The sequence below is a fragment of the Embleya sp. NPDC025285 genome, from assembly GCF_055558835.1.
This window is the reverse complement of record NZ_JBVHLU010000124.1, coordinates 1-21615: the sequence shown is the minus strand read 5'-3', so window position 1 is coordinate 21615 and position 21615 is coordinate 1. Positions and strand designations below refer to the sequence as shown.

Annotated in this window: 23 protein-coding genes; 15 read left to right on the top strand and 8 right to left on the bottom strand. The window is 71.2% G+C overall.

The annotated features are described in order from the left end of the window. Window positions 1-18: 18 nt before the first annotated feature. The 3 genes from ACZ4FV_RS45355 to ACZ4FV_RS45345 all read left to right on the top strand — a co-directional run bounded on the left by ACZ4FV_RS45355 (window position 19) and on the right by ACZ4FV_RS45345 (window position 1436). Window positions 19-459 (top strand): helix-turn-helix domain-containing protein, encoded by a 441-nt coding sequence (locus ACZ4FV_RS45355; RefSeq protein ID WP_395864370.1) that lies wholly within the window; start codon window positions 19-21, stop codon window positions 457-459. 8 nt (window positions 460-467) lie between these two features. Continuing rightward, complete coding sequence (locus ACZ4FV_RS45350; RefSeq protein ID WP_395864368.1) at window positions 468-965, top strand: hypothetical protein; 498 nt, start codon at window positions 468-470, stop codon at window positions 963-965. Window positions 966-1115: 150 nt separating this feature from the next. Continuing rightward, window positions 1116-1436: a DUF2516 family protein gene (locus tag ACZ4FV_RS45345; RefSeq protein ID WP_395864717.1), complete on the top strand. Its 321-nt coding sequence runs from the start codon at window positions 1116-1118 to the stop codon at window positions 1434-1436. Between the two features lie 43 nt (window positions 1437-1479). On the opposite strand, the gene ACZ4FV_RS45340 is transcribed toward ACZ4FV_RS45345, so the two are convergent. From ACZ4FV_RS45340 to ACZ4FV_RS45325, 4 genes are all read right to left on the bottom strand, one after another. Further along, window positions 1480-1923: a response regulator gene (locus ACZ4FV_RS45340; RefSeq protein WP_395864366.1), complete on the bottom strand. Its 444-nt coding sequence runs from the start codon at window positions 1921-1923 to the stop codon at window positions 1480-1482. After that, window positions 1920-3527, bottom strand: a complete 1608-nt coding sequence (locus tag ACZ4FV_RS45335) for a sensor histidine kinase (RefSeq protein WP_395864364.1) — start codon at window positions 3525-3527, stop codon at window positions 1920-1922. Before ACZ4FV_RS45335 ends, ACZ4FV_RS45340 begins: the two co-directional genes overlap by 4 nt. 44 nt (window positions 3528-3571) lie before the next feature. Next, complete coding sequence (locus ACZ4FV_RS45330) at window positions 3572-4951, bottom strand: PP2C family protein-serine/threonine phosphatase (RefSeq protein WP_465326767.1); 1380 nt, start codon at window positions 4949-4951, stop codon at window positions 3572-3574. Window positions 4952-5018: 67 nt separating this feature from the next. After that, a complete protein-coding gene (locus tag ACZ4FV_RS45325; RefSeq protein ID WP_395864360.1) occupies window positions 5019-5483 on the bottom strand; it encodes a MarR family winged helix-turn-helix transcriptional regulator in 465 nt (154 codons plus the stop codon). Between the two features lie 61 nt (window positions 5484-5544). Between ACZ4FV_RS45325 and ACZ4FV_RS45320 the strand changes: the two genes are divergently transcribed. Further along, window positions 5545-6060: an O-acetyl-ADP-ribose deacetylase gene (locus tag ACZ4FV_RS45320; RefSeq protein WP_395864358.1), complete on the top strand. Its 516-nt coding sequence runs from the start codon at window positions 5545-5547 to the stop codon at window positions 6058-6060. A 59-nt stretch (window positions 6061-6119) separates the two neighbouring features. On the opposite strand, the gene ACZ4FV_RS45315 is transcribed toward ACZ4FV_RS45320, so the two are convergent. Then, a complete protein-coding gene (locus ACZ4FV_RS45315; RefSeq protein WP_465326764.1) occupies window positions 6120-7487 on the bottom strand; it encodes a C40 family peptidase in 1368 nt (455 codons plus the stop codon). Window positions 7488-7800: 313 nt separating this feature from the next. Further along, window positions 7801-8685, bottom strand: a complete 885-nt coding sequence (locus tag ACZ4FV_RS45310; protein ID WP_402236082.1) for a class I SAM-dependent methyltransferase — start codon at window positions 8683-8685, stop codon at window positions 7801-7803. A gap of 228 nt (window positions 8686-8913) precedes the next feature. On the opposite strand from ACZ4FV_RS45310, the gene mshA reads away from it, so the two are divergent. From mshA to ACZ4FV_RS45285, 5 genes are all read left to right on the top strand, one after another. Further along, complete coding sequence (mshA, locus tag ACZ4FV_RS45305; protein WP_402236084.1) at window positions 8914-10233, top strand: D-inositol-3-phosphate glycosyltransferase; 1320 nt, start codon at window positions 8914-8916, stop codon at window positions 10231-10233. 27 nt (window positions 10234-10260) lie between these two features. Further along, window positions 10261-10779 (top strand): type III secretion system chaperone family protein, encoded by a 519-nt coding sequence (locus tag ACZ4FV_RS45300; RefSeq protein WP_395864350.1) that lies wholly within the window; start codon window positions 10261-10263, stop codon window positions 10777-10779. A 66-nt stretch (window positions 10780-10845) separates the two neighbouring features. Then, window positions 10846-11604, top strand: a complete 759-nt coding sequence (locus ACZ4FV_RS45295) for a phosphoglyceromutase (protein ID WP_395864349.1) — start codon at window positions 10846-10848, stop codon at window positions 11602-11604. A gap of 353 nt (window positions 11605-11957) precedes the next feature. After that, window positions 11958-13148: a sensor histidine kinase gene (locus ACZ4FV_RS45290; RefSeq protein ID WP_395864347.1), complete on the top strand. Its 1191-nt coding sequence runs from the start codon at window positions 11958-11960 to the stop codon at window positions 13146-13148. Next, complete coding sequence (locus tag ACZ4FV_RS45285) at window positions 13145-13825, top strand: response regulator transcription factor (RefSeq protein ID WP_020552235.1); 681 nt, start codon at window positions 13145-13147, stop codon at window positions 13823-13825. Before ACZ4FV_RS45290 ends, ACZ4FV_RS45285 begins: the two co-directional genes overlap by 4 nt. Window positions 13826-13932: 107 nt before the next feature. On the opposite strand, the gene ACZ4FV_RS45280 is transcribed toward ACZ4FV_RS45285, so the two are convergent. Then, window positions 13933-14625, bottom strand: a complete 693-nt coding sequence (locus tag ACZ4FV_RS45280) for a hypothetical protein (RefSeq protein ID WP_395864345.1) — start codon at window positions 14623-14625, stop codon at window positions 13933-13935. A 386-nt stretch (window positions 14626-15011) separates the two neighbouring features. Here ACZ4FV_RS45280 and ACZ4FV_RS45275 point away from each other — a divergent pair, with 386 nt between their 5' ends. The 6 genes from ACZ4FV_RS45275 to ACZ4FV_RS45250 all read left to right on the top strand — a co-directional run bounded on the left by ACZ4FV_RS45275 (window position 15012) and on the right by ACZ4FV_RS45250 (window position 20798). Continuing rightward, the gene (locus ACZ4FV_RS45275) at window positions 15012-15494 is read left to right on the top strand and encodes a CarD family transcriptional regulator (RefSeq protein ID WP_020552233.1); all 483 of its coding nucleotides are present in this window, start codon (window positions 15012-15014) and stop codon (window positions 15492-15494) included. Between the two features lie 93 nt (window positions 15495-15587). Beyond that, a complete protein-coding gene (gene ispD, locus ACZ4FV_RS45270) occupies window positions 15588-16352 on the top strand; it encodes a 2-C-methyl-D-erythritol 4-phosphate cytidylyltransferase (protein ID WP_402236089.1) in 765 nt (254 codons plus the stop codon). A 19-nt stretch (window positions 16353-16371) separates the two neighbouring features. Further along, window positions 16372-16845, top strand: coding sequence for a 2-C-methyl-D-erythritol 2,4-cyclodiphosphate synthase (ispF, locus tag ACZ4FV_RS45265; RefSeq protein WP_395864341.1), 474 nt, complete (start codon window positions 16372-16374; stop codon window positions 16843-16845). An 83-nt stretch (window positions 16846-16928) separates the two neighbouring features. Beyond that, complete coding sequence (gene cysS / locus ACZ4FV_RS45260) at window positions 16929-18338, top strand: cysteine--tRNA ligase (RefSeq protein ID WP_395864339.1); 1410 nt, start codon at window positions 16929-16931, stop codon at window positions 18336-18338. 142 nt (window positions 18339-18480) lie between these two features. Then, a complete protein-coding gene (gene rlmB, locus ACZ4FV_RS45255; RefSeq protein WP_395864337.1) occupies window positions 18481-19458 on the top strand; it encodes a 23S rRNA (guanosine(2251)-2'-O)-methyltransferase RlmB in 978 nt (325 codons plus the stop codon). 83 nt (window positions 19459-19541) lie between these two features. Then, window positions 19542-20798: a TQO small subunit DoxD gene (locus ACZ4FV_RS45250; RefSeq protein WP_465326759.1), complete on the top strand. Its 1257-nt coding sequence runs from the start codon at window positions 19542-19544 to the stop codon at window positions 20796-20798. 74 nt (window positions 20799-20872) lie between these two features. On the opposite strand, the gene ACZ4FV_RS45245 is transcribed toward ACZ4FV_RS45250, so the two are convergent. Beyond that, on the bottom strand, window positions 20873-21301 hold the full coding sequence (locus ACZ4FV_RS45245) for a PPOX class F420-dependent oxidoreductase (protein ID WP_395864333.1): 429 nt from the start codon (window positions 21299-21301) through the stop codon (window positions 20873-20875). Between the last annotated feature and the right edge of the window lie 314 nt (window positions 21302-21615).

Sequence of the window (21615 nt, the reverse complement as noted above, 5' to 3'; positions counted from 1 at the left end):
TCTGTGCATGCTGGAGCCATGGCAGGTCTGAACGTCGGCTCGCTGGGTGAGTACATCCGGGAGCAACGCCGCAACGCGCAATATTCGCTTCGGCAACTCGCCGAGGCGGCCGGGGTCTCGAACCCCTATCTGAGCCAGATCGAGCGCGGTTTGCGGCGGCCGAGCGCGGAGATCCTGCAACAGATCGCCAAGGCGCTCCGCATCTCGGCGGAAACGCTCTACGTGCAGGCGGGCATCCTCGACGAGCGCGAGGAGGGTGACCGTGAGGTGCGCACCGCGATCATGGCGGATCCGACGATCAACGACCGCCAGAAGCGGGTCCTCATCGAGATCTACGAGGCATTCCGCAAGGAGAACGCGCAGGACGGCGCCGTGCGGGACGAACGGGGCGCCACCGACGGAACCGAGAACGGCAGGGCCGGCCGGGCCGCAACCGAGAACCTCGATCCCGAAGAGTGAGGAACACCATGGCAATCGCCACGGAACTGAAGAAGACCCTGACCGACACCACCCCGCTGTACGCCGTCGCCGGTGCCGGCGACCTGGTGGTGGAGAAGCTGCGCGAGTTGCCCGAGCGCTTCCGGGTCGAGGTCACCACCGACCCCAAGGTGCTGCGCGAGCGTCTGCAGACGCTGCCCGACCGCACCCAGACCTTCGCCAAGTCCCAGGTGGACAAGGCCAAGGAGCTCTACGAGGACCTCGCCGCGCGCGGCGAGAAGCTGGTCAAGCGGGTCGACCGGCAGGAGAGCACCAAGCGGGCCAAGGCGGCCGTGAGCACCACCGAGAGCAAGGCCAAGGCCACCACGACCGCGGCGCGGCGTGGTGCGGCGAACGCCAAGGCGCAGGCGAAGTCCGCGGCGACCGCCGCCGCCAAGGCCGCCGACGCGGCGGCCGACGCCGTCGAGCAGGCGGCCGGCAAGGTCGGCGACTCGGGCTCCAAGCCGACCGCCGGCACCAAGGCCTGACCCTCGGTCCCACGCACACCGGCGCACCCGATGCCGCCTCGGCAACCGCCGAGGCGGCATCGGGCATGCCAGACTGGAATCCCCGCACCACGTGGCGGCACACGGCGGCCGCGCAGAGGAGGATCGATGGAACTGGCCATGGCCGATGGTCTGCTGACGGCCAAGTTCGACCAGGTGCTGACCTGGCTGTTCCTCGGCATCCTGCTGCTCAAGGTGTTCTGCCTGTTCGACGCCGCCTTCCGGCGCGAGGACGCCTACCGCGCGGCGGACAAGAAGAAGAAGTCCTTCTGGCTGATCGTGCTCGGTGTCGCGGTCGTGGTCGACGTGCTGCCGATCGGCCTGGGTCTGATCCTGATGCTCGCGGGCCTGGTCGCGGCGATCGTCTACCTCGTCGACGTGCGGCCCGCGCTCAAGGAGGTCGCCGGCGGTCGAGGCGGCGGTCGCAACATGGGGCCGTACGGCCCCTGGTGAACCGCCGGGCTCGACCCGCGGTGCCCGACCGGCCGGGCCGAGCTCAGCGCGTGGGCAGCTTGACCACCGAGACGAAGAACTCGTCGATGTGCCGCACGACGCTGATGAACTGCTCGAAGTCCACCGGCTTGGTGACATAGGCGTTCGCGTGCAGGTGGTAGCTGCGCAGCACGTCCTCCTCGGCCTCGGACGTGGTCAGCACGACCACCGGGATCCGGCGCAGGTCCTCGTCCGCCTTGATCTCCTCCAGCACCTCCCGGCCGTCCTTACGCGGCAGGTTGAGGTCCAACAGAATCAGGTCCGGGCGCGGCGCGTCGGCGAACTCGCCCTCGCGGCGCAGGAACGCCACCGCCTCGACGCCGTCGCTGACCACGTGCAGCGAGTTGCGCACCTTGTTGTCCTCGAACGCCTCGCGCGTCATCAACACGTCGCCCGGGTCGTCCTCGACCAACAGGACCTCGATGGCTCCCTCGATGGGGTGGGTCATGCGTTGCTCCCTCGTACCGCTTCGTCGGCCGGTCCCTGGGACTGCGGCTCGCGGGTGTTCGGTTCCGGCCGCTCCGGTTCCGGCTCGGATTCGCGCGGCTCCGGCAGCGTGGCCGGCGGCGGTCCCGGCAGGGTCCAGCGGATCGTGGTGCCGCCGGTGCCCTCGGCATCCAGCCAGATCCGGCCGCCGTGGTATTCCACGATCTTCTTGCACATGGCCAGCCCGATGCCGGTGCCGCCGTAGGCGTCCTTCGGATGCAGCCGCTGGAAGATCACGAAGATCCGGTCCGCGTACTGCGGCTCGATCCCGATGCCGTTGTCGACACAGGAGAACTCCCACTGCTCGCCGTCCCAGCGGGCGCCCAGGTGCACGCGCGGCACCTCCTCGGCGTGGAACTTGATCGCGTTGCCGACCAGGTTCTGCACCAGTTGACCCAGCAGCAGCCCGTCGCCCGGCACCGTGGGCAGCGGGTCGGCGGTGATGCTCGCGCCGCTCTCCTCGCGTGCGGCGGCCAGCGCGTGCAGCGCGTGGTCCAGGCACTCGCGCAGGTCCACATCACCGCGCTCGGTGTCCAACCGGCCCACCCGGGAGAACGCGAGCAGGTCGTTGATCAGCGTCTGCATGCGCTTGGCGCCGTCCACCGCGAACGCGATGTACTGGTCGGCGCGCTCGTCCAGTTGGCCCTTGTACCGCTTCTCCAGGAGTTGGCAGAAGCTGGCCACCTTGCGCAGCGGCTCCTGGAGGTCGTGCGAGGCGACGTAGGCGAACTGCTCCAACTCGGCGTTCGAGCGGCGCAGATCCTCGGCCTGCTCGTCGATCAGCGCCCGGGCCGCCTCGGTGCTGTGCAGCTCCTCCACGATCCGGTCGCGCATCGAGCTCACGTCGTAGGCGAGAGCGGTGATCTCGGCCGGCCCCCGGCCGGTCAGCACCTGGTTGTAACGGCCCTCGGTGACCTTGCGGACCTGCTCGCCGAGATGCTCCAGCGGGCGGGTGACCATCCGGCGGAACACCAGCGCGACCAGCAGCACCAGCCCGGTGAACAGCGCGGCCACCGCGATCAGCGTCGCGGTCAGCGTGGTGGCGTCGCGGGAGAGTTCCTCCCGCGCCCGAGCCCGCTCGTCGCCGAGGTCGGCCTGCTGGGCGGCCGTCGCCGCGCGCACCGCGTCGAACAGTCGCTTGCCCTGGTCGGGCAGCAGGCCGCCAATGGTGGCCGCCCGGTCGGCGAGCGCCGGTTCCGCGTAGCCCGTGCGCCACGCCCGCGCCCGCGTGCCGACCTCGGCGAGGTCGGCGCGCAGCCGGTCACCCTCGTCCGACTTCGGCAACAGCCGCTCCAGGTCCGCGTAGGCCCGGTTCTCCTCGGCCCGGCCCTGCGTGTACGGCTCGCGCAGGCTCGGGTCGCCGCCGATGATCCAGCCGCGCACGCCGGTCTCCTGGTCGATCAGCGCGTTCTCCAGCCGCAGAGCGGCGTTGGCGGCCGGTTCCAGGCGGTCCAGGACGGTGTGCCGCGAGTCGTTCAGGCGCGATATCGCCAGCGCACCGACCACCGCGGAGATCACGATCACCAGCGCGAGCAGGCCCAGGCCCAGCCCGACGACCTGGCGCATGCGGGGTCCGCCCCGCCGCTCCCGCTCCCGCGTTCGCTCCTGAGTCACGCCGTGTCGTCCTCGCCCGTCGTCTGGCCCGGCAGCACCGGATGTCCCCCCTGCACGCCGTGCAACGGGCGATCGGGGTCGTGCCGCAGCAGCAATACCGCCACGTCGTCGTTGAGACTGCCCCCGTGCAGGTCTTCCACCGCGGCCACGGCGGAATCGATCAGGTCGTAACCGGAGCGTCCGGCCGCGAGGAGCTGCCCGATCAGGGGCAACAGTCCCTCGGTCCCCAGTCGTTCCGGGCCCGGACCGATCCGGCCCTCGATCAGTCCGTCGGTGTAGAGCAGGAGCGACCAGTCCGTGCCCAGCTCCATCGACTCGTGGCCCCAGCGGCCGTCCGGGAACAGGCCCAGCGCCGGGCCGGTCGCGCCCTCGGACAGCGGTGCGACGCCCTTGGGCGTGAGCAGCAGCGGCGCCGGATGGCCCGCGAGGTATACCTGGCCGCGTCGACGATCGGGCTCGATGATGGTCATGCACAACGTGGCGAACATCTCGTCCGAGCGTCGCTCGTGTTCGAAGATTCGTTCCAGCGTGGTGAGCAATTCGCCGCCGGTGAGCCCGGCGAAGATCAGCGAGCGCCAGGCGATCCGCAGGTTGACCCCGAGCGCGGCCTCGTCCGGCCCGTGTCCGCAGACGTCGCCGATCATCACGTGCACGCGCCCGTCGGCGGTCTGCACCGCGTCGTACAGGTCCCCGCCCAGCAGCGCCCGCTGGCGACCGGGGCGATAGCGCGCGCGGAAGTCCAGCGTCGGGTCGCGCAGGATCGGCGCGGGCAGCAGGCCGCGTTCCAGGCGCGCGTTCTCCTGCGCGCGCAGCTCCGACTCCACCAGCCGGCGCTGCGACTCGTCGGCCCGCTTGCGCTCCAGGGCGTAGCGGATGGCCCGGGACAACAACGAGCCGTCGATCTCCTGCTTGACCAGGTAGTCCTGGGCGCCGGCGGCGACCGCGGCGGAACCGCGGTGCGCGTCGGACAGGCCGGTGAGCACGATCACCGCGGTCCGCGGCGCGAACAGCAGCAGCCGGTGCAGCCCGTTCAACCCCTCGGCGTCGGGCAGTCCCAGGTCCAGCAGGACGCAGCCGATGTCCTCGCCGAGCTTGACCATGGCCTCGGCCATCGACCGGGCCCAGACGATCTCCATCGGGTCCGGGGAGTCGGCGAGCAACTCCTCCACCAGGAAGGCGTCGCCCGCGTCGTCCTCGATGAGCAGGACGCGCAGCGGGTGCGCGGCGTGGGCGACCGGGGCCGATGCCGCGGGGGCGGGCATCGGTACCGCGCGGTAGTCGGTCCGTTCGACCGCTTTGCCGTCGCCGCCGTACGCGGGGCGCACGCCACCACCTCCGGGATTGATGTCGCCGCACGAATCGTTGTCGTACGGCAATCGAAAAAGGACGATAGCGCGGCGGGGTGTGAGCGGGTAACCGGACGGCGCGCGGGTTCGGCCGAAGCTAGGTCGGGTCGGTGGCTCGTTGCGCCGCGTCGCGCAGTACCGCGAGGGATCGCACGAGCGAGTCCAACTCGTCCGCCTCCAGATGTATCAAGACCTTGGCCAGGGCCTGTCGTCGAGCCGATCGCAGTTCCTCCACGAACCTGACCCCGTCGGGCGCCAGCCGCAGCACCACCTCCCGGCGGTCGGTCGGGCTCAGCCCGCGCACCAGCAGGCCGGCGTCCTCCAGACGGTCGCACAAGCGGCTCGCCGAGGACGGGATGGCCCGCAACCGGGCGGCCAGCATGTTCAGATTGATGCCGTCGTCACCGGCGATCACGAGCAGGGCCCGCAACTGGGACGGCGACACCCGGCCGCCCAGATCGCCGTGTGCGTGGGTGCGTACCGCGGCCAGCCACTCGCACAGTGCGTCCACACGATCGAGCAGTTCCGCGGGTAGGTCCCCTTCTCCTCGGGCCACGGACATTCGGCCACTGTGCCGGCTGAGGCAGCGGGAGCGCCACGTCGGGGGCCGGCAGGCTGGGCGCATGACACGGATAACGCTTGTTCGCGGCGACATCACCGAACAACACGTGGACGCGATCGTCAACGCGGCGAACTCGTCCCTGATGGGCGGTGGCGGTGTCGACGGCGCGATCCACCGCAGGGGTGGTCCGGAGATCCTGGCCGAGTGCCGGGCGCTGCGCGCGGCAAAGCTCGGAAAGGGCCTGGAGACCGGCGCCGCGGTGGCCACCACCGCGGGGCGCCTGCCGGCGCGATGGGTCGTGCACACGGTGGGGCCGGTGTACAGCCACACCGACGACCGGTCCGCGTTGCTGGCGTCCTGCTACCGCGAGGCGTTGCGGGTGGCGGACGACCTCGGCGCGACGTCGGCGGCGTTCCCGGCGATCTCCGCGGGCATCTACGGCTGGCCGATGGACGACGCGGCGCGGATCGCGGTCGAGACCGTGCACGCGACGCCGTCCGCGCTCGAGGAGGTGCGCTTCGTGCTGTTCGAGGCGCGCGCCTACGTCGCGTTCGAGCAGGCGGTCGCCGCGCTGTAGACCCGGACACGGCTGTGGGTCGGACCGCGAGGCCCGACCCACACGCGTTGTCGAGATGCTCAGCCGCCGCTCGGGACGGCCGAGGTCTTCCCGGACGGGCTGCCCGATGTGGAGTTGCTCGGCGCCCCGGTCGACGGGGGCGCCGACGTGGGCGGCTGCGAGCTCGGCGGCGGCGTCGTCGGCGGTTCGGTGCTCGGCGGCGGGGTGGTCACCGGTGGAGTCACCGGAGGCGTCGTGACCGGCGGCGTGACCGGGGGTGTCGTCACCGGCGGCGTGACCGGCGGCGGCGTGGGCGTGGTCGGCGGAGCCGGGACGTGCGGGATGGCCGGGGCGTTCACCGTGCCGGCGCCGGCGTCGGGACGCACCACGCCGAGGATCGGCATCGAGCCGGCGTTCGCCACGGTGATCGTGCGGCCCGGTCGGGGCGCGTGCACCATCTTGCCGTTGCCCAGGTACATGGCGATGTGGCTCGCGTCGGAGAAGTAGACGATCAGGTCGCCCGGGCGCATGTCGGCGAGCGGCACGCGCGGCAGCGACGCCCACTGCTCCTGCGAGGTGCGGCGGATCGGCACTCCCGCGAACGCCCACGCCTTCGAGGTCAGACCGGAGCAGTCGTAGCCGTCCGGGCCCACGCCGCCCCAGATGTAGGGCTTGCCGATCTTGTCGATCGCGAACGCGATGGCCAACGCGGCCTTGGGCGTGGTCTGCTGGTCCGGCTTGCCGATCAGCGTGTTCAACTGGGCCTGGCCGGCCTCCGCGGACAGCGCCTCCATCCGGGCCAGTTCGGTGAGCTGCTCGGGGGTGAGGCCGGCCAGTATCTTCTCGGCCTCGGCGATCCGGGTCTGGATGTCGGTCCGGCTGCCGGCCGCCTCCTGCTCCAGCCGACGGCTCTCGGCGAGCTGGGTGTCCGCGCTCTTCTGCATCGCGGTGAGCTGGAGTTCGGCCTGCTTGGCCCGGTTGATGGTGTCCAACTGCGTCTGCGAGATGTGCTCGTACGCCGGCGCGTCGCGCAGGAAGCCCTGCGGGTCCGAGGTCAGCATCAGGGTGAGCAGCGGGTCCAGGCCGCGGGTGGTGTACTGCAAGCGGGCCAGCCGGCCGAGGTCGTCGCGGGCCTTCTCGACGTTCTGCCGGGCCCACACCACGCCCGCGTTCACGTCGTTGACCTTGACCTGGGTGCGGGCCAGTTGCTCGGTGGTGGCGTTGAACCGCTCGGTGGCCTGCTCGGCCTGGCGGTACAGCTCCTGCACCCGGGCCTGCGCGGCCAGCAGATCCTGCACCGACGTGATCGCGGTACCGGCCGGCGGCACGGGCGGTACGCCCGGGTCCGCCCACGCGTTGCCGCCGAACAGGGCCGCGCACAACAGCGCCGCGCCGCAGGTGGTCACAGCCCGGGTTCGCAGACCTTTTCGGCCCCCGAGTTTCACCATGCTTTCGCCCTTTCGGAACTCGAATGCTCTCCTGCGACGGGTGTGTCGATGCCGGCCGGCGACGTCGATTCGAAACGGAACCGGTGCTTCCGGGACGGCAGTTCCCAAAGGCCGGTTCAGCGTCGGATCCTTGCATGTTCCGGCGGCGATGGGCAGAGGAGAATTCACGATCGTCCACTTATCGGAACGGGCGAATGTATCCATTTGCGGACGACACGCCGGGTCCGACCACGGTCAAGTGAACGTGGTGTGTTCAAGATTTCATGTGCCGTTCCGGATCGGACACGAGTCACCGAATTCCGTCGGACACGAGTCACCGAATTCCGTCGCTCCGGCCGGCCGACGCGGCCGACCCGCGTGGGGCCACCGCCGACCAAGCCACGGTCAACTCGCCCTGCCGCCGGCGCGCCGGCCGGTCGCACACCGGCCAGTCCCGGGCCAGCGTCGCGGTCGCCGCGAGCCAGCGCTGCCGGGCACCGAAGGCGGCCAGCGGCGCGTGCAGGTCCCAGGCCCGGTCGAACGCGGTCAGGAAGGTGTGCACCGGTTCGCCCGGCACGTTGCGGTGGATCAGCGCCTTGGGCAGCCGCTCGGCCAGCTCGGACGGGCGCTCGAGGCCGGCCAACCGGGCGGCGAAGGTCACCGTGCGCGGTCGCGCGTCGGCCCCGATGCCCAGCCACACCGCGCGCCGGCCCAACTCGTCGCACGTGCCCTCCACGAGCACCCCGTTCGGGGTCAGGCGGGCGCACATCCGAGCCCAGGCCGCCGGCACCGCGTCCTCGTCGTACTGCCGAAGCACGTTGAACGCCCGGATCGCGGTCGCCGAGCGGCCCGCCGGCAGCGGCACCTCGAAGCCGCCCCGGGCGAAGGTCAGCGCGTCCCGGGCGTACGGGAGCGCCGCGGCCACCCGCTCCGGATCGATCTCGAAGCCGACCACCGCGACGTCGGGACGGACCGTGCGCAACCGCCGGAACAGCTCGACGGTGGTCACCGGCGACGCGCCGTAGCCGACGTCGACCACCAGCGGATCGGCCGCGCCGCGCAGCAGCCGCACGTGTGCGTCGGTCAGCCACCGGTCCACCCGGCGCAACCGGTTCGCGTTGGTGGTGCCCCGGGTGATCACCCCACTGGGCCGCGACCGGGCCGCGGCCCTCGTCCCCGCTCCCGGGGTGCCGAACCCCGAGTTGCCGCGCGTGCCCATGCTCGCAGCGTAAGGGAACACCTCCACGCGCCCCCGCGAGCGGTCCGGATCACACTCCGCCGGGGAATCTCCTCCCACCACGATGGGTTGGGTCTTGAGTTGGGCCGAGAACCACGGACGGGCGGCCCACGCATCGGTAGTAGCTCTGTACAACTAGTAGCTCTGTGTACACGTGGTAGCTCTGTACACCGGACAACATGACACGGGGCCGGCCTGGGAGGTCAACGAGTGAGCCACCACGTCCAGCGCGCGATCACATTGGGAGCGCGCCGGGGGGCACCTCGTCGAATCGCGACGCTGAGCGTTCACACCTCCCCGCTGCACCAACCCGGCACCGGCGACGCCGGTGGCATGAACGTCTACATCGTCGAACTCAGCAAGCGGCTGGCCGCGCTCGGCATCGAGGTGGAGATATTCACCCGTGCCACCGGCCGGGACCTGCCGCCGGTCGTCGAGATGGCCCCGGGAGTCCTGGTGCGGCACGTTACCGCCGGGCCGTACGAGGGCCTGTCCAAGGAGGACCTGCCGGCCCAGTTGTGCGCGTTCACCTCGGGGGTGCTGCGCACCGAGGCGATGCGCGAGCCGGGGCACTACGACCTCGTGCACTCGCACTACTGGCTCTCCGGTCAGGTCGGCTGGCTGGCCAAGGAGCGCTGGGGTGTGCCGCTGGTGCACACCATGCACACGATGGCCAAGGTCAAGAACGCCTCGCTGGCGGGTGGCGACGCGCCCGAACCCCGGGCCCGGGTGATCGGCGAGTCCCAGGTGGTCGAGGCCGCCGATCGGCTGGTCGCCAACACGGTCGAGGAGGCGGACCAGTTGATCGACCTCTACGACGCGGACCCCGACCAGGTCGCGGTGGTCAACCCCGGCGTGGATCTGGAGACCTTCTGCCCCGGCGACATGGCCGACGCGCGCCGCCGGCTGGGCGTGCCGGCGGACGCCACGGTGATCCTGTTCGCCGGTCGGATCCAGCCGCTGAAGGCCCCCGACGTGTTGTTGTACGCGATCGCCCACCTGCTTCAGGCCGATCCGAGCCTGCGCGACTCGCTCGTGGTCGCGGTGGTCGGCGGGCCCAGCGGCAACGGCATGGCGGCGCCGGAGCACCTGCACAAGCTGGCCGCGACGCTGGGCATCCACGACGTGGTCCGGTTCCAGCGGCCGGTCCGCCAGGACGTGCTGGCCGACTGGTATCGCGCGGCCACCGTCGCGGTGGTGCCCTCCTACAACGAGTCCTTCGGCCTGGTGGCCATCGAGGCCCAGGCCTGCGGGACCCCGGTGGTCGCGGCGTCGGTCGGCGGCCTGCCCACCGCGGTGCGCGACGGCGTCTCCGGCACCCTGGTCCGAGGCCACAACCCGGTGGACTACGGCCTGGCCCTGCGCGACCTGATCCGCGCGCCCGGGCTGCGCGAGGACTATGCCGAGGGCGCGGTGCGGCACGCGGCGGCGTTCGGCTGGTCCTCGGCGGCGGCGTCGATGGCCGAGGTCTACGCCGACACGCTGGCCCGCAGCGCGGCCCCGCGTGGCCGGGTCGTGGGCGGGCAGTAGCGTCGAGACGTTCGCACGCCGAATCGAATGGAGTGGCCCGTGGGAGCACAACAGGATCGGGCCGCGGAGACCGTCCGCGCGGCCCTGAAGGACGCCGGCGTCGAGTGGGAGCAGTCCGGGACGAACACGTTCGTCGCGGTCCTGCCGGGCACGCGCAAGCTCAAGACGGCCGTCGCGCTCACGGTCAACGCGCACACCCTGGCGGTGAGCGCGTTCGTGATCCGGCACGCGGACGAGAACCACGCGGCCTTCTACCGTTGGCTGCTCGAGCGCAACGTGCGGATGTACGGCGTGGCGTTCGCCGTGGACACATCGGGCGACGTCTATCTCAACGGCCGGCTGCCGATCGCGGCGGTCACCACCGACGAGGTCGACCGCATCCTGGGCGCCGTGCTCCAGGCCGCCGACGAGAGCTTCAACACGCTTTTGGAGATCGGCTTCGCCACCTCGATCCGCCGCGAATGGGACTGGCGCGTCGAACGCGGCGAATCCCTGAAGAACCTGGAGGCCTTCGCCCGCTTCGCGGCTCCGGAGAACCGCGGCTAGGCCCTGCCCGGCGCCCCGGAAAAGCCCGTGCCCGGGCGCCCGATCGCCTCGATTAGGCTCCTGCCCATGGCTGATGCTCTCTACAAACTGATCCTTCTGCGACACGGCGAAAGCAAGTGGAACGAAGCCGGACTTTTCACCGGCTGGGTCGACGTCGACCTGACCGACAAGGGTGAGAAGGAGGCCGCGCGCGGCGGGCAACTGCTGCTCGACGCGGGTGTGCTGCCGGACGTCCTGCACACCTCGCTCCAGCGCCGCGCGATCCGCACCGCGCAGCTCGCGCTGGACGTGGCCGACCTGAACTGGCTGCCCGTCCGCCGCTCCTGGCGACTGAACGAGCGGCACTACGGCGCGCTCCAGGGCAAGGACAAGAAGCAGACCCTGGAGGAGTTCGGCGAGGAGCAGTTCATGCTCTGGCGCCGTTCCTACGACACCCCGCCGCCTCCGCTCGCGGACGACGACGAGTACTCGCAGTTCGCCGACCGTCGGTACGCGTCGCTGCCGGTGGAGATCCGCCCGCGCACCGAGTGCCTCAAGGACGTCGTCGAGCGCATGCTCCCGTACTGGTACGACGCGATCGTGCCGGACCTGCTCGGCGGCGACACCGTGCTGGTCGCCGCGCACGGCAACTCGCTGCGCGCGCTGGTCAAGCACCTGGACGGCATCTCGGACGCGGACATCGCGGGCCTGAACATCCCCACCGGCATCCCGCTGCTGTACGAGCTGGACGCGAACCTGCGCCCGATCACGCCGGGTGGGCGCTACCTCGACCCGGAGGCCGCCGCGGCCGCGATCGAGGCGGTCAAGAACCAGGGCCGCAAGTGATCACGAACATCGGGTGAACCATCGATCGGCTCCGCGCGGGGCGCCCACCTGTCACGGAAGGGGTGGGGCGCCCCGCACGGGCCGGGCTCGGCGGCCCGAGTGCCGGCTCAGCGGCCGCAGCCGCCCCCGCAATTGCACGCGGAACCGGACTTACAGCCACAGCCGCAACTCGACGGGCAGTTGCAGCCCGGCGTGGGGGCCTGAGGTTGTGGTGGGGTCTGCGGGTCGGGCATGACGACCTCCGAACGATCACCGGTGACAGGCGTGGCGCACGGATGAACGACACATGAAGATCTGCACGATGGACCCTCTGGACGGTTTCACCCGTTCGGAGCAGCTCTACCCTGGAACATGTGGACGTGAACGTTGCTGCTGCCGCTTTGGCCGCCGTATCCGGATTGGCCGTGGGCGTGGCCGGCACCCTGGCTTTCCGCTGGAGTGAGCGAGCCCAGGGCAGGGGCACGGCCGCGGCGCCCGCCGTGGCCCCGTCGCTGCCGCCCGGAGTGGCCACGGTGTTGTCCGTGCTGCGCTCCTCGGCGGTGGTCCTGGACGAGTTCGACACCGTCGTGAAGGCCAGCTCGGCGGCCTACAAGTTCGGCTTGGTCCGAGGCGACCAATTGGTGCCCGAGGACCTGCTCGCGATGGCCAGGGAGACCAGACGCGACGGCGAGATAAGGCAGCGGGACCTGCTGCTGGCCCGCGCCGACGGCGAGGCGCACGAGTTCGAGGTGTCCGCCCGGGTCGCGCCGCTGGGCTCCCGGCTGGTGCTGCTGCTGGTCGAGGACCGTACCGAGGCCCGCCGGGTGGACGCGGTGCGCCGCGACTTCGTGGCCAACGTGAGCCACGAGCTCAAGACCCCGGTCGGCGCGCTGTCGCTGCTGGCCGAGGCGGTGATGGACGCCAGTGACGACCCCGAGGCGATCATCCGCTTCGCGGGTCGCATGCAGATCGAGTCGGCCCGGCTGACCAACCTGGTGCAGGAGCTGATCGACCTGTCCCGGGTGCAGAACGACCACCCGCTGCACCACGTCGGCCCGGTGCCGCTGGACGAACTGGTGGCCGAGGCCGCCGACCGTTGCCGGCAGGCCGCCGAGTCGAAGCAGATCACCCTGGAGATCGGCGGCGACCGTGACCTGATCGTGCCCGGGGACCACAATCAACTGGTGATGGCGCTGGGCAACCTCGTCGAGAACGCGGTCAACTACTCTCCCGCGAGGACGAGGGTCGACATCGAGGTCAGAGCCGAGGCACGGATGGCCGTCATCACCGTTTCCGACCAGGGGTTGGGCATCCCCCAGCGCGACCTGGATCGAATTTTCGAGCGGTTCTACCGCGTCGATCCGGCCCGTTCGCGGGCCACCGGCGGTACCGGCTTGGGCCTGTCCATCGTCAAGCACATCGCGGCGGGCCACGGGGGAGAGGTAACCGTGCGCAGCCTGGAGGGTGTGGGATCCACCTTCACCCTGGTGCTGCCCTTCAAGTCCAGTACCTCTCAATCGATGTCGATGACATCGTCGACCCCATCCATGGAGGCTTCACGATGACCCGTGTGCTCGTCGTCGAAGATGAAGAGTCCTTCAGCGACGCGCTGTCGTACATGCTTCGCAAGGAAGGCTTCGAGGTGGCCGTCGCCGCCACCGGGCCCGAGGCCCTGGAGCTGTTCGACCAGGGCGGCGCCGACCTGGTGCTGCTCGACCTGATGCTGCCCGGGCTGCCCGGCACGGAGGTGTTCCGCGGGCTCAGGGCCAAGTCCAACGTGCCGGTCATCATGGTGACGGCCAAGGACAGTGAGGTGGACAAGGTCGTCGGGTTGGAGATCGGCGCCGACGACTACGTCACGAAGCCGTACTCCACGCGCGAGCTGATCGCCCGGATCCGCGCCGTGCTGCGGCGCCAGGGCGGTGAACCCACGGACGAGCCCCGGGCGATCGAGGCCGGGCCGGTACGGCTGGACGTCGAGGCGCACCGGGTCACCGTGGAGGGCCGGCGGATCGACCTCCCGCTCAAGGAGTTCGACCTGCTCGAGGTGCTGCTGCGCAACGCGGGCCGGGTGCTGACCCGGATGCAGCTCATCGACCGGGTGTGGGGCGTCGGCTACGTCGGCGACACCAAGACGCTCGACGTGCACGTGAAGCGGCTGCGCGCCAAGATCGAGCCGGACCCGGGCGCCCCGCGCTACCTGGTCACCGTGCGCGGTCTCGGCTACAAGTTCGAGCCCTGATCGGCCCGGGGCGCCGGCAACCGCCCCCCAGCGCGACGACGGCGCCCGCGCCGCCCACCGGAACTCCGGGGGCGGCGCGGGCGCCGTCGTAGGTGCGCGCGAGGTCGTCAGCCGCCGGCCGGGGCCGACGAGCTGTTGCGCGGCGTCGAGTTCGCCGCGTTGGTGGTGGTCGCAGCACCGGTCGCGCCCGTCGCGGGCGGCGAGGTCGCGCCCGCGGAGTTGGTGGGTGCCGCGGTGGTGGGCGGCGCGGCCGGCGGAGCCGGCGGCGGCGGGGTGAACGCCGGGGTCGGCTTGAGCTGTGCGAAGTAGCCGGACGGCCCGTGCACCGAGACGTCCAGCGAGGTCTCGCCGGCGGTGCCGAACGCGAAGGTCACCTTGCGCCACGAACCGGCCTGCACCTTCGCCGCGTTCGGGAAGACCAGCGGGCCGAGGTAGGTCTTGCCCTGCGGGCTCTCCGCGGCCATTCCCTGCGGCCGGTCGACCAGGTACAGCGAGCCGCCCGCCGGGATGGTCAGCGGGCCGCCCAGGGCCTGGCCGGCGCCGTCGACCGTCACCTTGGTGATGGTCTCGGGCGTGGTGCCCTCGTTGAACAACGCGCCACCGAGCGCGACCAGGTCCTTGCCCGGGTCGCTCGTCACCAACTGCACGTTCTGGATCTTGAGCGCGCCGAACGCCGTGTTGGCCGTGTCGGGCTTGATCTTGTTGGTCTCGGCGTCGTTGCCACTGGCGCAGCCCGCGGCCAGGGGAAGGACGACGGCGACGGTGGCGGCGAGGGCGCCGCGTCGAAGGCTGCGGCTCACGGCGGCGGCATCTCCTTGAAGATCTTGGATCGAGGACCGGTCAGGACGACCGGGGACAGCGTACTCAGCCCGGACGGACGACTTGTACGCGGCTCACCGCGCCGACAGCCGGCTTCGGCCCGGTTGAGGCGGCGGAATGATCTCGAACACGGGACCGACATGGGTGGGGCCCGTGTGACATATGGGTCGCGCGAGAGCGCTCGGCTCGCCACCCGGAGGAGTTGTTTGTCCTATTTGTTCGAGTCCTACGGGTGTGGGGTTCCCTGTCCCAGCACGGCCGGAGGTCGGTTGTCAAGCCCCGACTAAGGCCCTGACCTGCGGAAACGTCATTCAGTAGGGGCGTGTCCCGTGTTACCCTAGAAAGCCACGGAAGGGGTACCTGTCACATGACGTTCAAGGTTGGCGACACCGTGGTCTACCCCCATCACGGGGCCGCGCTGATCGAGGCGATCGAGCAGCGCACGATCAAGGGTGTGGACAAGACCTATCTGGTGTTGAAGGTCGCCCAGGGTGATTTGACCGTCCGCGTGCCTGCGGACAACGCGGAATTCGTCGGTGTCCGGGACGTGGTGGGCCAGGAAGGGCTCGACCGCGTCTTCGAGGTGCTGCGCGCTCCGCACACCGAAGAACCGACGAACTGGTCACGACGTTACAAGGCGAACCTGGAAAAGCTCGCCTCCGGTGACGTTATCAAGGTCGCGGAGGTCGTGCGCGATCTATGGCGCCGCGAGCGTGACCGCGGCCTGTCGGCAGGCGAGAAGCGCATGCTGGCAAAGGCTCGGCAGATCTTGGTGAGCGAGTTGGCGCTCGCCGAGAACACGAACGAGGACAAGGCCGAGGCCATCCTCGACGAAGTTCTGGCTTCCTGAGCCGTAGGATCCGCCCGTCGGTGACGGACGGATCCGCCGGTGCGGTGTCGGCGCGATTCCGCGTCGGCGCCCGGGTGGTTTGAGGGGACTTCGTTGAACGCTGCGGTCCTTGTGCCCGCTGCAGGGCGTGGTGAACGGCTTGGTCCCGGTGCGCCCAAGGCGTTGCGTGAGCTTGGGGACATCCCGATGCTGGTGCACGCCGTCCGGTCGCTGTTGGCCGCCCGCGGGGTAACCGCGGTCGTGGTCGCCGCACCGCCGGACGGTGTCGCCGGTGTCCGGAAACTTTTGCGTGCGCATTTGCCGGCGGAATCACCCCTACGGGTGGTCGCGGGCGGTGCGACACGCCAGGAATCGGTGCGGCTCGCGCTCGACGCGGTCCCCGCCGATCACGACGTCGTGCTCGTGCACGACGCCGCGCGTCCGTTCGTGCCGGCCGAGGTGGTGGAGGCGGTGATCGCCGCCGTCGCCGCCGGGGCCGACGCCGTGGTGCCCGCGTTGCCCGTGGTGGACACGGTCAAGGAGGTCGCCTCGATCGACGGCGCCGAGACCGTGGTTCGCACGGTCGACCGGTCGTCTTTGCGCGCCGTACAGACCCCCCAGGGCTTTCGGCGGGCCGTTCTGGCACGCGCGCACGCCGAGGCCGGCGGCTTCGGCGGGGAGGGCGCGACCGACGACGCGGGCATGGTCGAACGCCTCGGCGGAGCGGTCGTGGTGGTGCCCGGTTCCGAAGAGGCGTTCAAGGTGACCCGACCGTTCGACCTGCTGCTCGCCGGCGCGCTGTTGGCGCGGCGCGCGGAACAGGCGGCCGAAGGGGCGGCGATCGGTGTGGAGAGTACGGAGACCGACGTTGTCCGGTGAGCACGCCTCTCGTGTCGTTTTGCCCCGCACCGGGATCGGGGTGGACGTACACGCCTTCGAGGAGGGCCGCGAGTTGTGGGTCGCCGGTCTGCACTGGCCCGGGGAGACCGGGCTGGCCGGGCACTCGGACGCCGACGTGGTCGCGCACGCCGCGTGCGACGCGTTGTTCTCGGCGGCCGGTATCGGCGATCTGGGCGCGCACTTCGGCACGTCCCGGCCGCAGTGGTCGGGGGCGTCGGGAGTGACGCTGTTGACCGAGGCGGCGCGATTGGTGCGCGCGGCGGGCTTCGAGATCGGCAACGTCGCGGTGCAGGTGATCGGGATCCGGCCGAAGGTGGGCCGGCGCCGGGCCGAGGCCGAGGCCGCGTTGTCGGCCGCGGTCGGTGCGCCGGTGTCGGTGTCCGGGACCACCACCGACGGACTCGGGCTGACCGGGCGGGCCGAGGGGGTGGCCGCGATCGCCACCGCGCTCGTGGTCGCGACGTCGAGCTGATCATCGGCACGGCCGGGTGATCGTCGCGAACAGGCAAATAACAGGGGAACGCCGGGCCGTCCCGACGCTCTAAGCTTGCGCGTGTGAGCATGCGCCTGTACGACACCAGCACCCGCACGGTCCGGGACTTCGTGCCGCTTGTCGAGGGACAGGTCTCGATCTACTTGTGTGGTGCCACCGTGCAGGCGCCGCCGCACATCGGGCACATCCGATCGGGGCTGAACTTCGACGTGCTGCGCCGGTGGTTCGCCCACCGCGGCAACGACGTCGTGTTCTGCCGCAACGTCACCGACATCGACGACAAGATCATCGCGAAGTCCTGCACGGAGGGGATTCCGTACTGGCAGGTGGCGCAGACCAACGAGCGCGCCTTCGCGGACGCGTACACCGCGCTCGGCTGCCTGCCCTCGACGGTGGAGCCCCGGGCGACCGGGCACATCCCCGAGATGATCGCGATGATGGACCGGCTGATCGCGACCGGGCACGCCTATCCATCCGGCGGCGACGTCTACTTCGACGTGTCCTCGTTCCCCGCGTACGGCGCGCTGTCCGGTCAGAAGCCGGACGCGATGCGCGAGGCGGAGGACGCGGGTGCGGGTGCGGCGGGCAAGCGGGATCGCCGCGACTTCGCGCTGTGGAAGTCGGCCAAGCCCGGCGAGCCCTCATGGGAGACCCCGTGGGGCAACGGCCGTCCGGGCTGGCACCTGGAGTGCTCCGCGATGGCGCACAAGTACCTGGGGCCGGCGTTCGACATCCACGGCGGCGGGCTCGACCTGGTCTTCCCGCACCACGAGAACGAGATCGCCCAATCCAAGGCGGCGGGCGACGCGTTCGCCAACTACTGGATGCACAACGCCTGGGTCACCCTCAGCGGTGAGAAGATGAGCAAGTCGCTCGGCAACTCCGTGCTCGTATCGGAGATGCTCAAGCGCTGGTCGCCGCTCGTCCTGCGGTACTACCTGGCCACCCCGCACTACCGGTCGATGATCGAGTACAGCGAGGAGGCCCTGCGCGAGGCCGAGGTGTCGTTCGGGCGGATAGAGGGATTCCTCGAGCGCGCGGGCGAGCAGACCGGGGCGATCGAACCGGCGGCGGAGGTGCCGGCGGTGTTCGCCGCGGCGATGGACGACGACCTGGGTGTGCCGCAGGCGATGGCGGTCGTGCACAACACCGTGCGCGACGGCAACACCGCGCTGGCGGCGGGCGACAAGGACGCCGTCGTGCGGCACGCGGCGGACATCCGGGCGATGCTGGGCGTGCTCGGCATGGACCCGCTGTCGGAGCAGTGGACGGCGGGCACCTCCGCCGGTCGCTCCGACGAACTGCGCGGGGTGGTCGACCACCTGGTCAAACTCGCGCTCCAGCAGCGCGAGGCGGCGCGGGCCCGCAAGGACTACGCCGCGGCGGACGCGGTTCGGGACAGCCTCACGGCGGCCGGGATAGTGGTGGAGGACACGCCCAACGGGCCCCGGTGGACGCTGCACCGGGACTGACGGGAATCGGGCCCACCCGGGCCCGACGAAGACGTGCCGTACGGCCGGATCGCCACGAGGTGGCGGGCCGGCCGTACGGTTGTACAAGCATGTGAGCTGTTATCGCAGCTGATGATGAAGCAATCGAAGGGATGTACCCGTCATGGCCGGCAACACGGAGCGCCGTAACAAGCGCAACGAGGGAAGCAAGAAGGGGCCCTCGGTCGGTACTGGTGGGCACAGCCGCCGGGCGCTCAAGGGCAAGGGGCCGACGCCGCCCGCGGAGATGCGCAAGGGGCACGCCAAGCAGCGCGCCGCGAACGCCGCCGCCAAGCGCAAGGCCGCGGCGCCGGCCGCTCGACGCGCCGCCGGCGGTCGTCCCGGACGCGGCGGCAAGAGCTCGAACGAGCTGGTCGCGGGCCGCAACTCGGTGCTCGAGGTGCTGCGCGCCGACGCGCCGGCCACGTCGTTGTTCATCGCGCAGTACATCGACAGCGACGACCGGGTGCGCGAGGCGATGAAGATCGCGAACGTGCGCGGCATCCCTCTGATGGAGATCCCGCGTCCCGAGCTGGACCGGATGACCGACGGCGCGATCCACCAGGGTCTGGTGCTCCAGATGCCGCCGTACGAGTACGCGCACCCGGACGACCTCGTGGTCGAGGCGCACGACCGCGGCGAGACGCCGATCATCGTCGCGCTCGACAGCGTCACCGACCCGCGCAACCTCGGCGCGGTGATCCGTTCCGCGGCGGCGTTCGGCGGCCACGGTGTGGTCGTGCCGGAGCGGCGCGCGGCCGGGATGACCGCGGGCGCCTGGAAGTCCTCGGCGGGCGCGGCCACGCGGGTCCCGGTGGCCCGGGCGGCCAACCTCACCCGTGCGCTGGAGGCGTACAAGAAGGCGGGCCTGACCGTGGTCGGCCTCGCCGCCGACGGCGACATCTCGCTGGAGGAACTGGCTGCGGCGACCGACCCGATCGTGGTGGTCGTCGGTTCCGAGGGCAAGGGCCTGGGCCGACTGGTCCAGGAGACCTGCGACATCACCGTGCGGATCCCGATGGCGGGCGGCAACGAGTCGCTGAACGCCGGCGTCGCGGCGAGCATCGTGCTCTACGAGGTGGCCAGGCGTCGCGCAGTGTAACGCCGCGCCGGGGGCCGTGGGGCCCGCATCGGGTAATACGCGAAGGGCCGCATCCTCTGGTGCCCTCGCGCGGTTATTGATGCGTGGACACCAGATCTGAAGGCAGCTACGGCGGTGCTGTCGGGCTGTTGCCCTCGCCCTCGGCAGTGCGCGATCCCGGCGATCCGGCGACGGTCGCCACCCCCACGAAGACCCTGCGGGTGGTGATCGGCGGCCCCGGGGTCGGCGGCAGACCCGTGCCCGGAGCGCGTGGCCCGGCGGACGACGCCACCACGCGGCTGCCGGTGATCCGGGACGAGGCACCGCGGCGGCGGGTGCCACCCGTGCGTCGCGATCTCGCGGCCGGCCGCGAGCGGGACGGCACCTCGGCCCCGGCGCCCACGCACGCGCGCCGGGCCACGCTCCAGGGCGGCACGGTGTTGTTGCCGCTGCGGCTGTTCCTGGGCGGGGCGTTCCTGGTCGAGGGGCTGCGCAAGCTCTACGCGCCGGGCTTCCTGGATCCGAGCTCGACCGATTCCTTCGGGCACCGGATCGGTGTGCTGCGCGAGGGCAGTTTGTCGCCGTCGGTGATGGACCTGGCCGCCGATCACGCGATCGGGGCGGGCCTGCTGTTCGCGTTCGGGCAGGTGGTGGTCGGCTTCGCGGTCATGCTGGGGTTGTGGACCCGGCTCGCGGGCCTGCTCGGGATGTTGCTCTCGCTGGGCGTACTGATCGCGGTGGGCACCGGCTCCTCGCCCTACCACGCGCCCTACGTGGTCTTCCTGGCCGCGTTCAGCCCGCTGGCCCTGGCGGGCGCGCCGATGTACTCGGCGGACGCGTGGTTGTCGCTGCGCACCTGGCGCGGCCCGATCATCACTCCCGTGCGGGCCCGGCGGCGCAAGCTCGGCTACGGTTCGATGCTGGCGTTCGCGGGGGTCGGCGCGACGCTGCTCGCGGGCTCGTTGCTGGGCGGCGGCCACCGGCACCTCGACGAGTCCGACACCGGCCGGGTCGGCGACCAGGGGCCCGCCGCGACCGTTCCCGTCGTCCCGGCGGCCGGGCCGCAGGGCGGCGCGGTGGCCGGCCAGCCGCGCCCGCCGGTGGCCGAACCCTCGGTGGCGACCGGACCGGGCCGCCCGAGCACCCAGCCGCAGGCCACGCCGCGCGCGGCGAACACCCCGACGCCGAGCGCCGTTCCCAGGACCGGGACGGGCGCGGCCAAGTCGTCCCCGACCGACACCGCCGAGAAGAAGTCGGCGCCGCCCTCCGCGCCGGCCGCAGGCTCGACCACCGGTTCCTCCGGCAGCGCACCCAAGACCGGTGCCACCGCGAGCAAGCCGTTGGGCGGCCTGCTCGGCTGACCGGCCGGACCCACCACGTGCCGGGGGCCCGCACACACCGTGTGCGGGCCCCCGGCACGTCGTGTGCGTCGACCTCAGCCGGCGATGTTCCGATCGGCCACCACGTGGTGGATGTGCACGTGGATCACCTGTTCGCCGTCGACCGGCTCGCGCTCCACCACCTTGTCCGCGCCCATGTATCGCGCGGCGATCCGACTTGGCCAGACCCGCAGATCGGCCGGATCGGCCGAGATCCGCGCCTCGCCCTCGACCACGACATACGCGTACGGCGGCCGATCGTCGTCCACGCACAGGCTCACCCGAGGATCGTTGGCAAGGTTGCGCCCCTTGACCGAGGACCCGAACGTGGTGAAGACAAGCTCGACCGTGTCCCCACGATCATCGAGATCGAACCAGATCGGGGCCACATGCGGCCGACCATCGGGGCGTACGGTGGCGAGCTTCCCGGTACGCGGTCCTGCCAACAGAAAGGCCCGCCACTGAGTCTCGGTCATGCGTTCCATACCCCGAGTCTCGCCGCTCGCCACCCCGAATCCCGGTAGCCCCGCCAACGCTCCCAGCGATCCCCCACAACCCCCGACACAGGTGAACCCTCGTGATCGACGCGCAAAGCGCGGAGGAGCCACAAGCTTCGACCCCGAAGCCCACCACCCCCACCCAACGCCCCACCACCGACGCCCGACTCCCGGCGCGTCAGCGCCCCCGACCCACCCCACCCCGGCGATCGACGCGCGAAGCGCGGAGAGCGGCGGAGCCGCAAGCTTGGGCTTCGTGCCCCGGAGCGAAGCGGAGGGACACGAAGCCCCGAGCGAGGCAC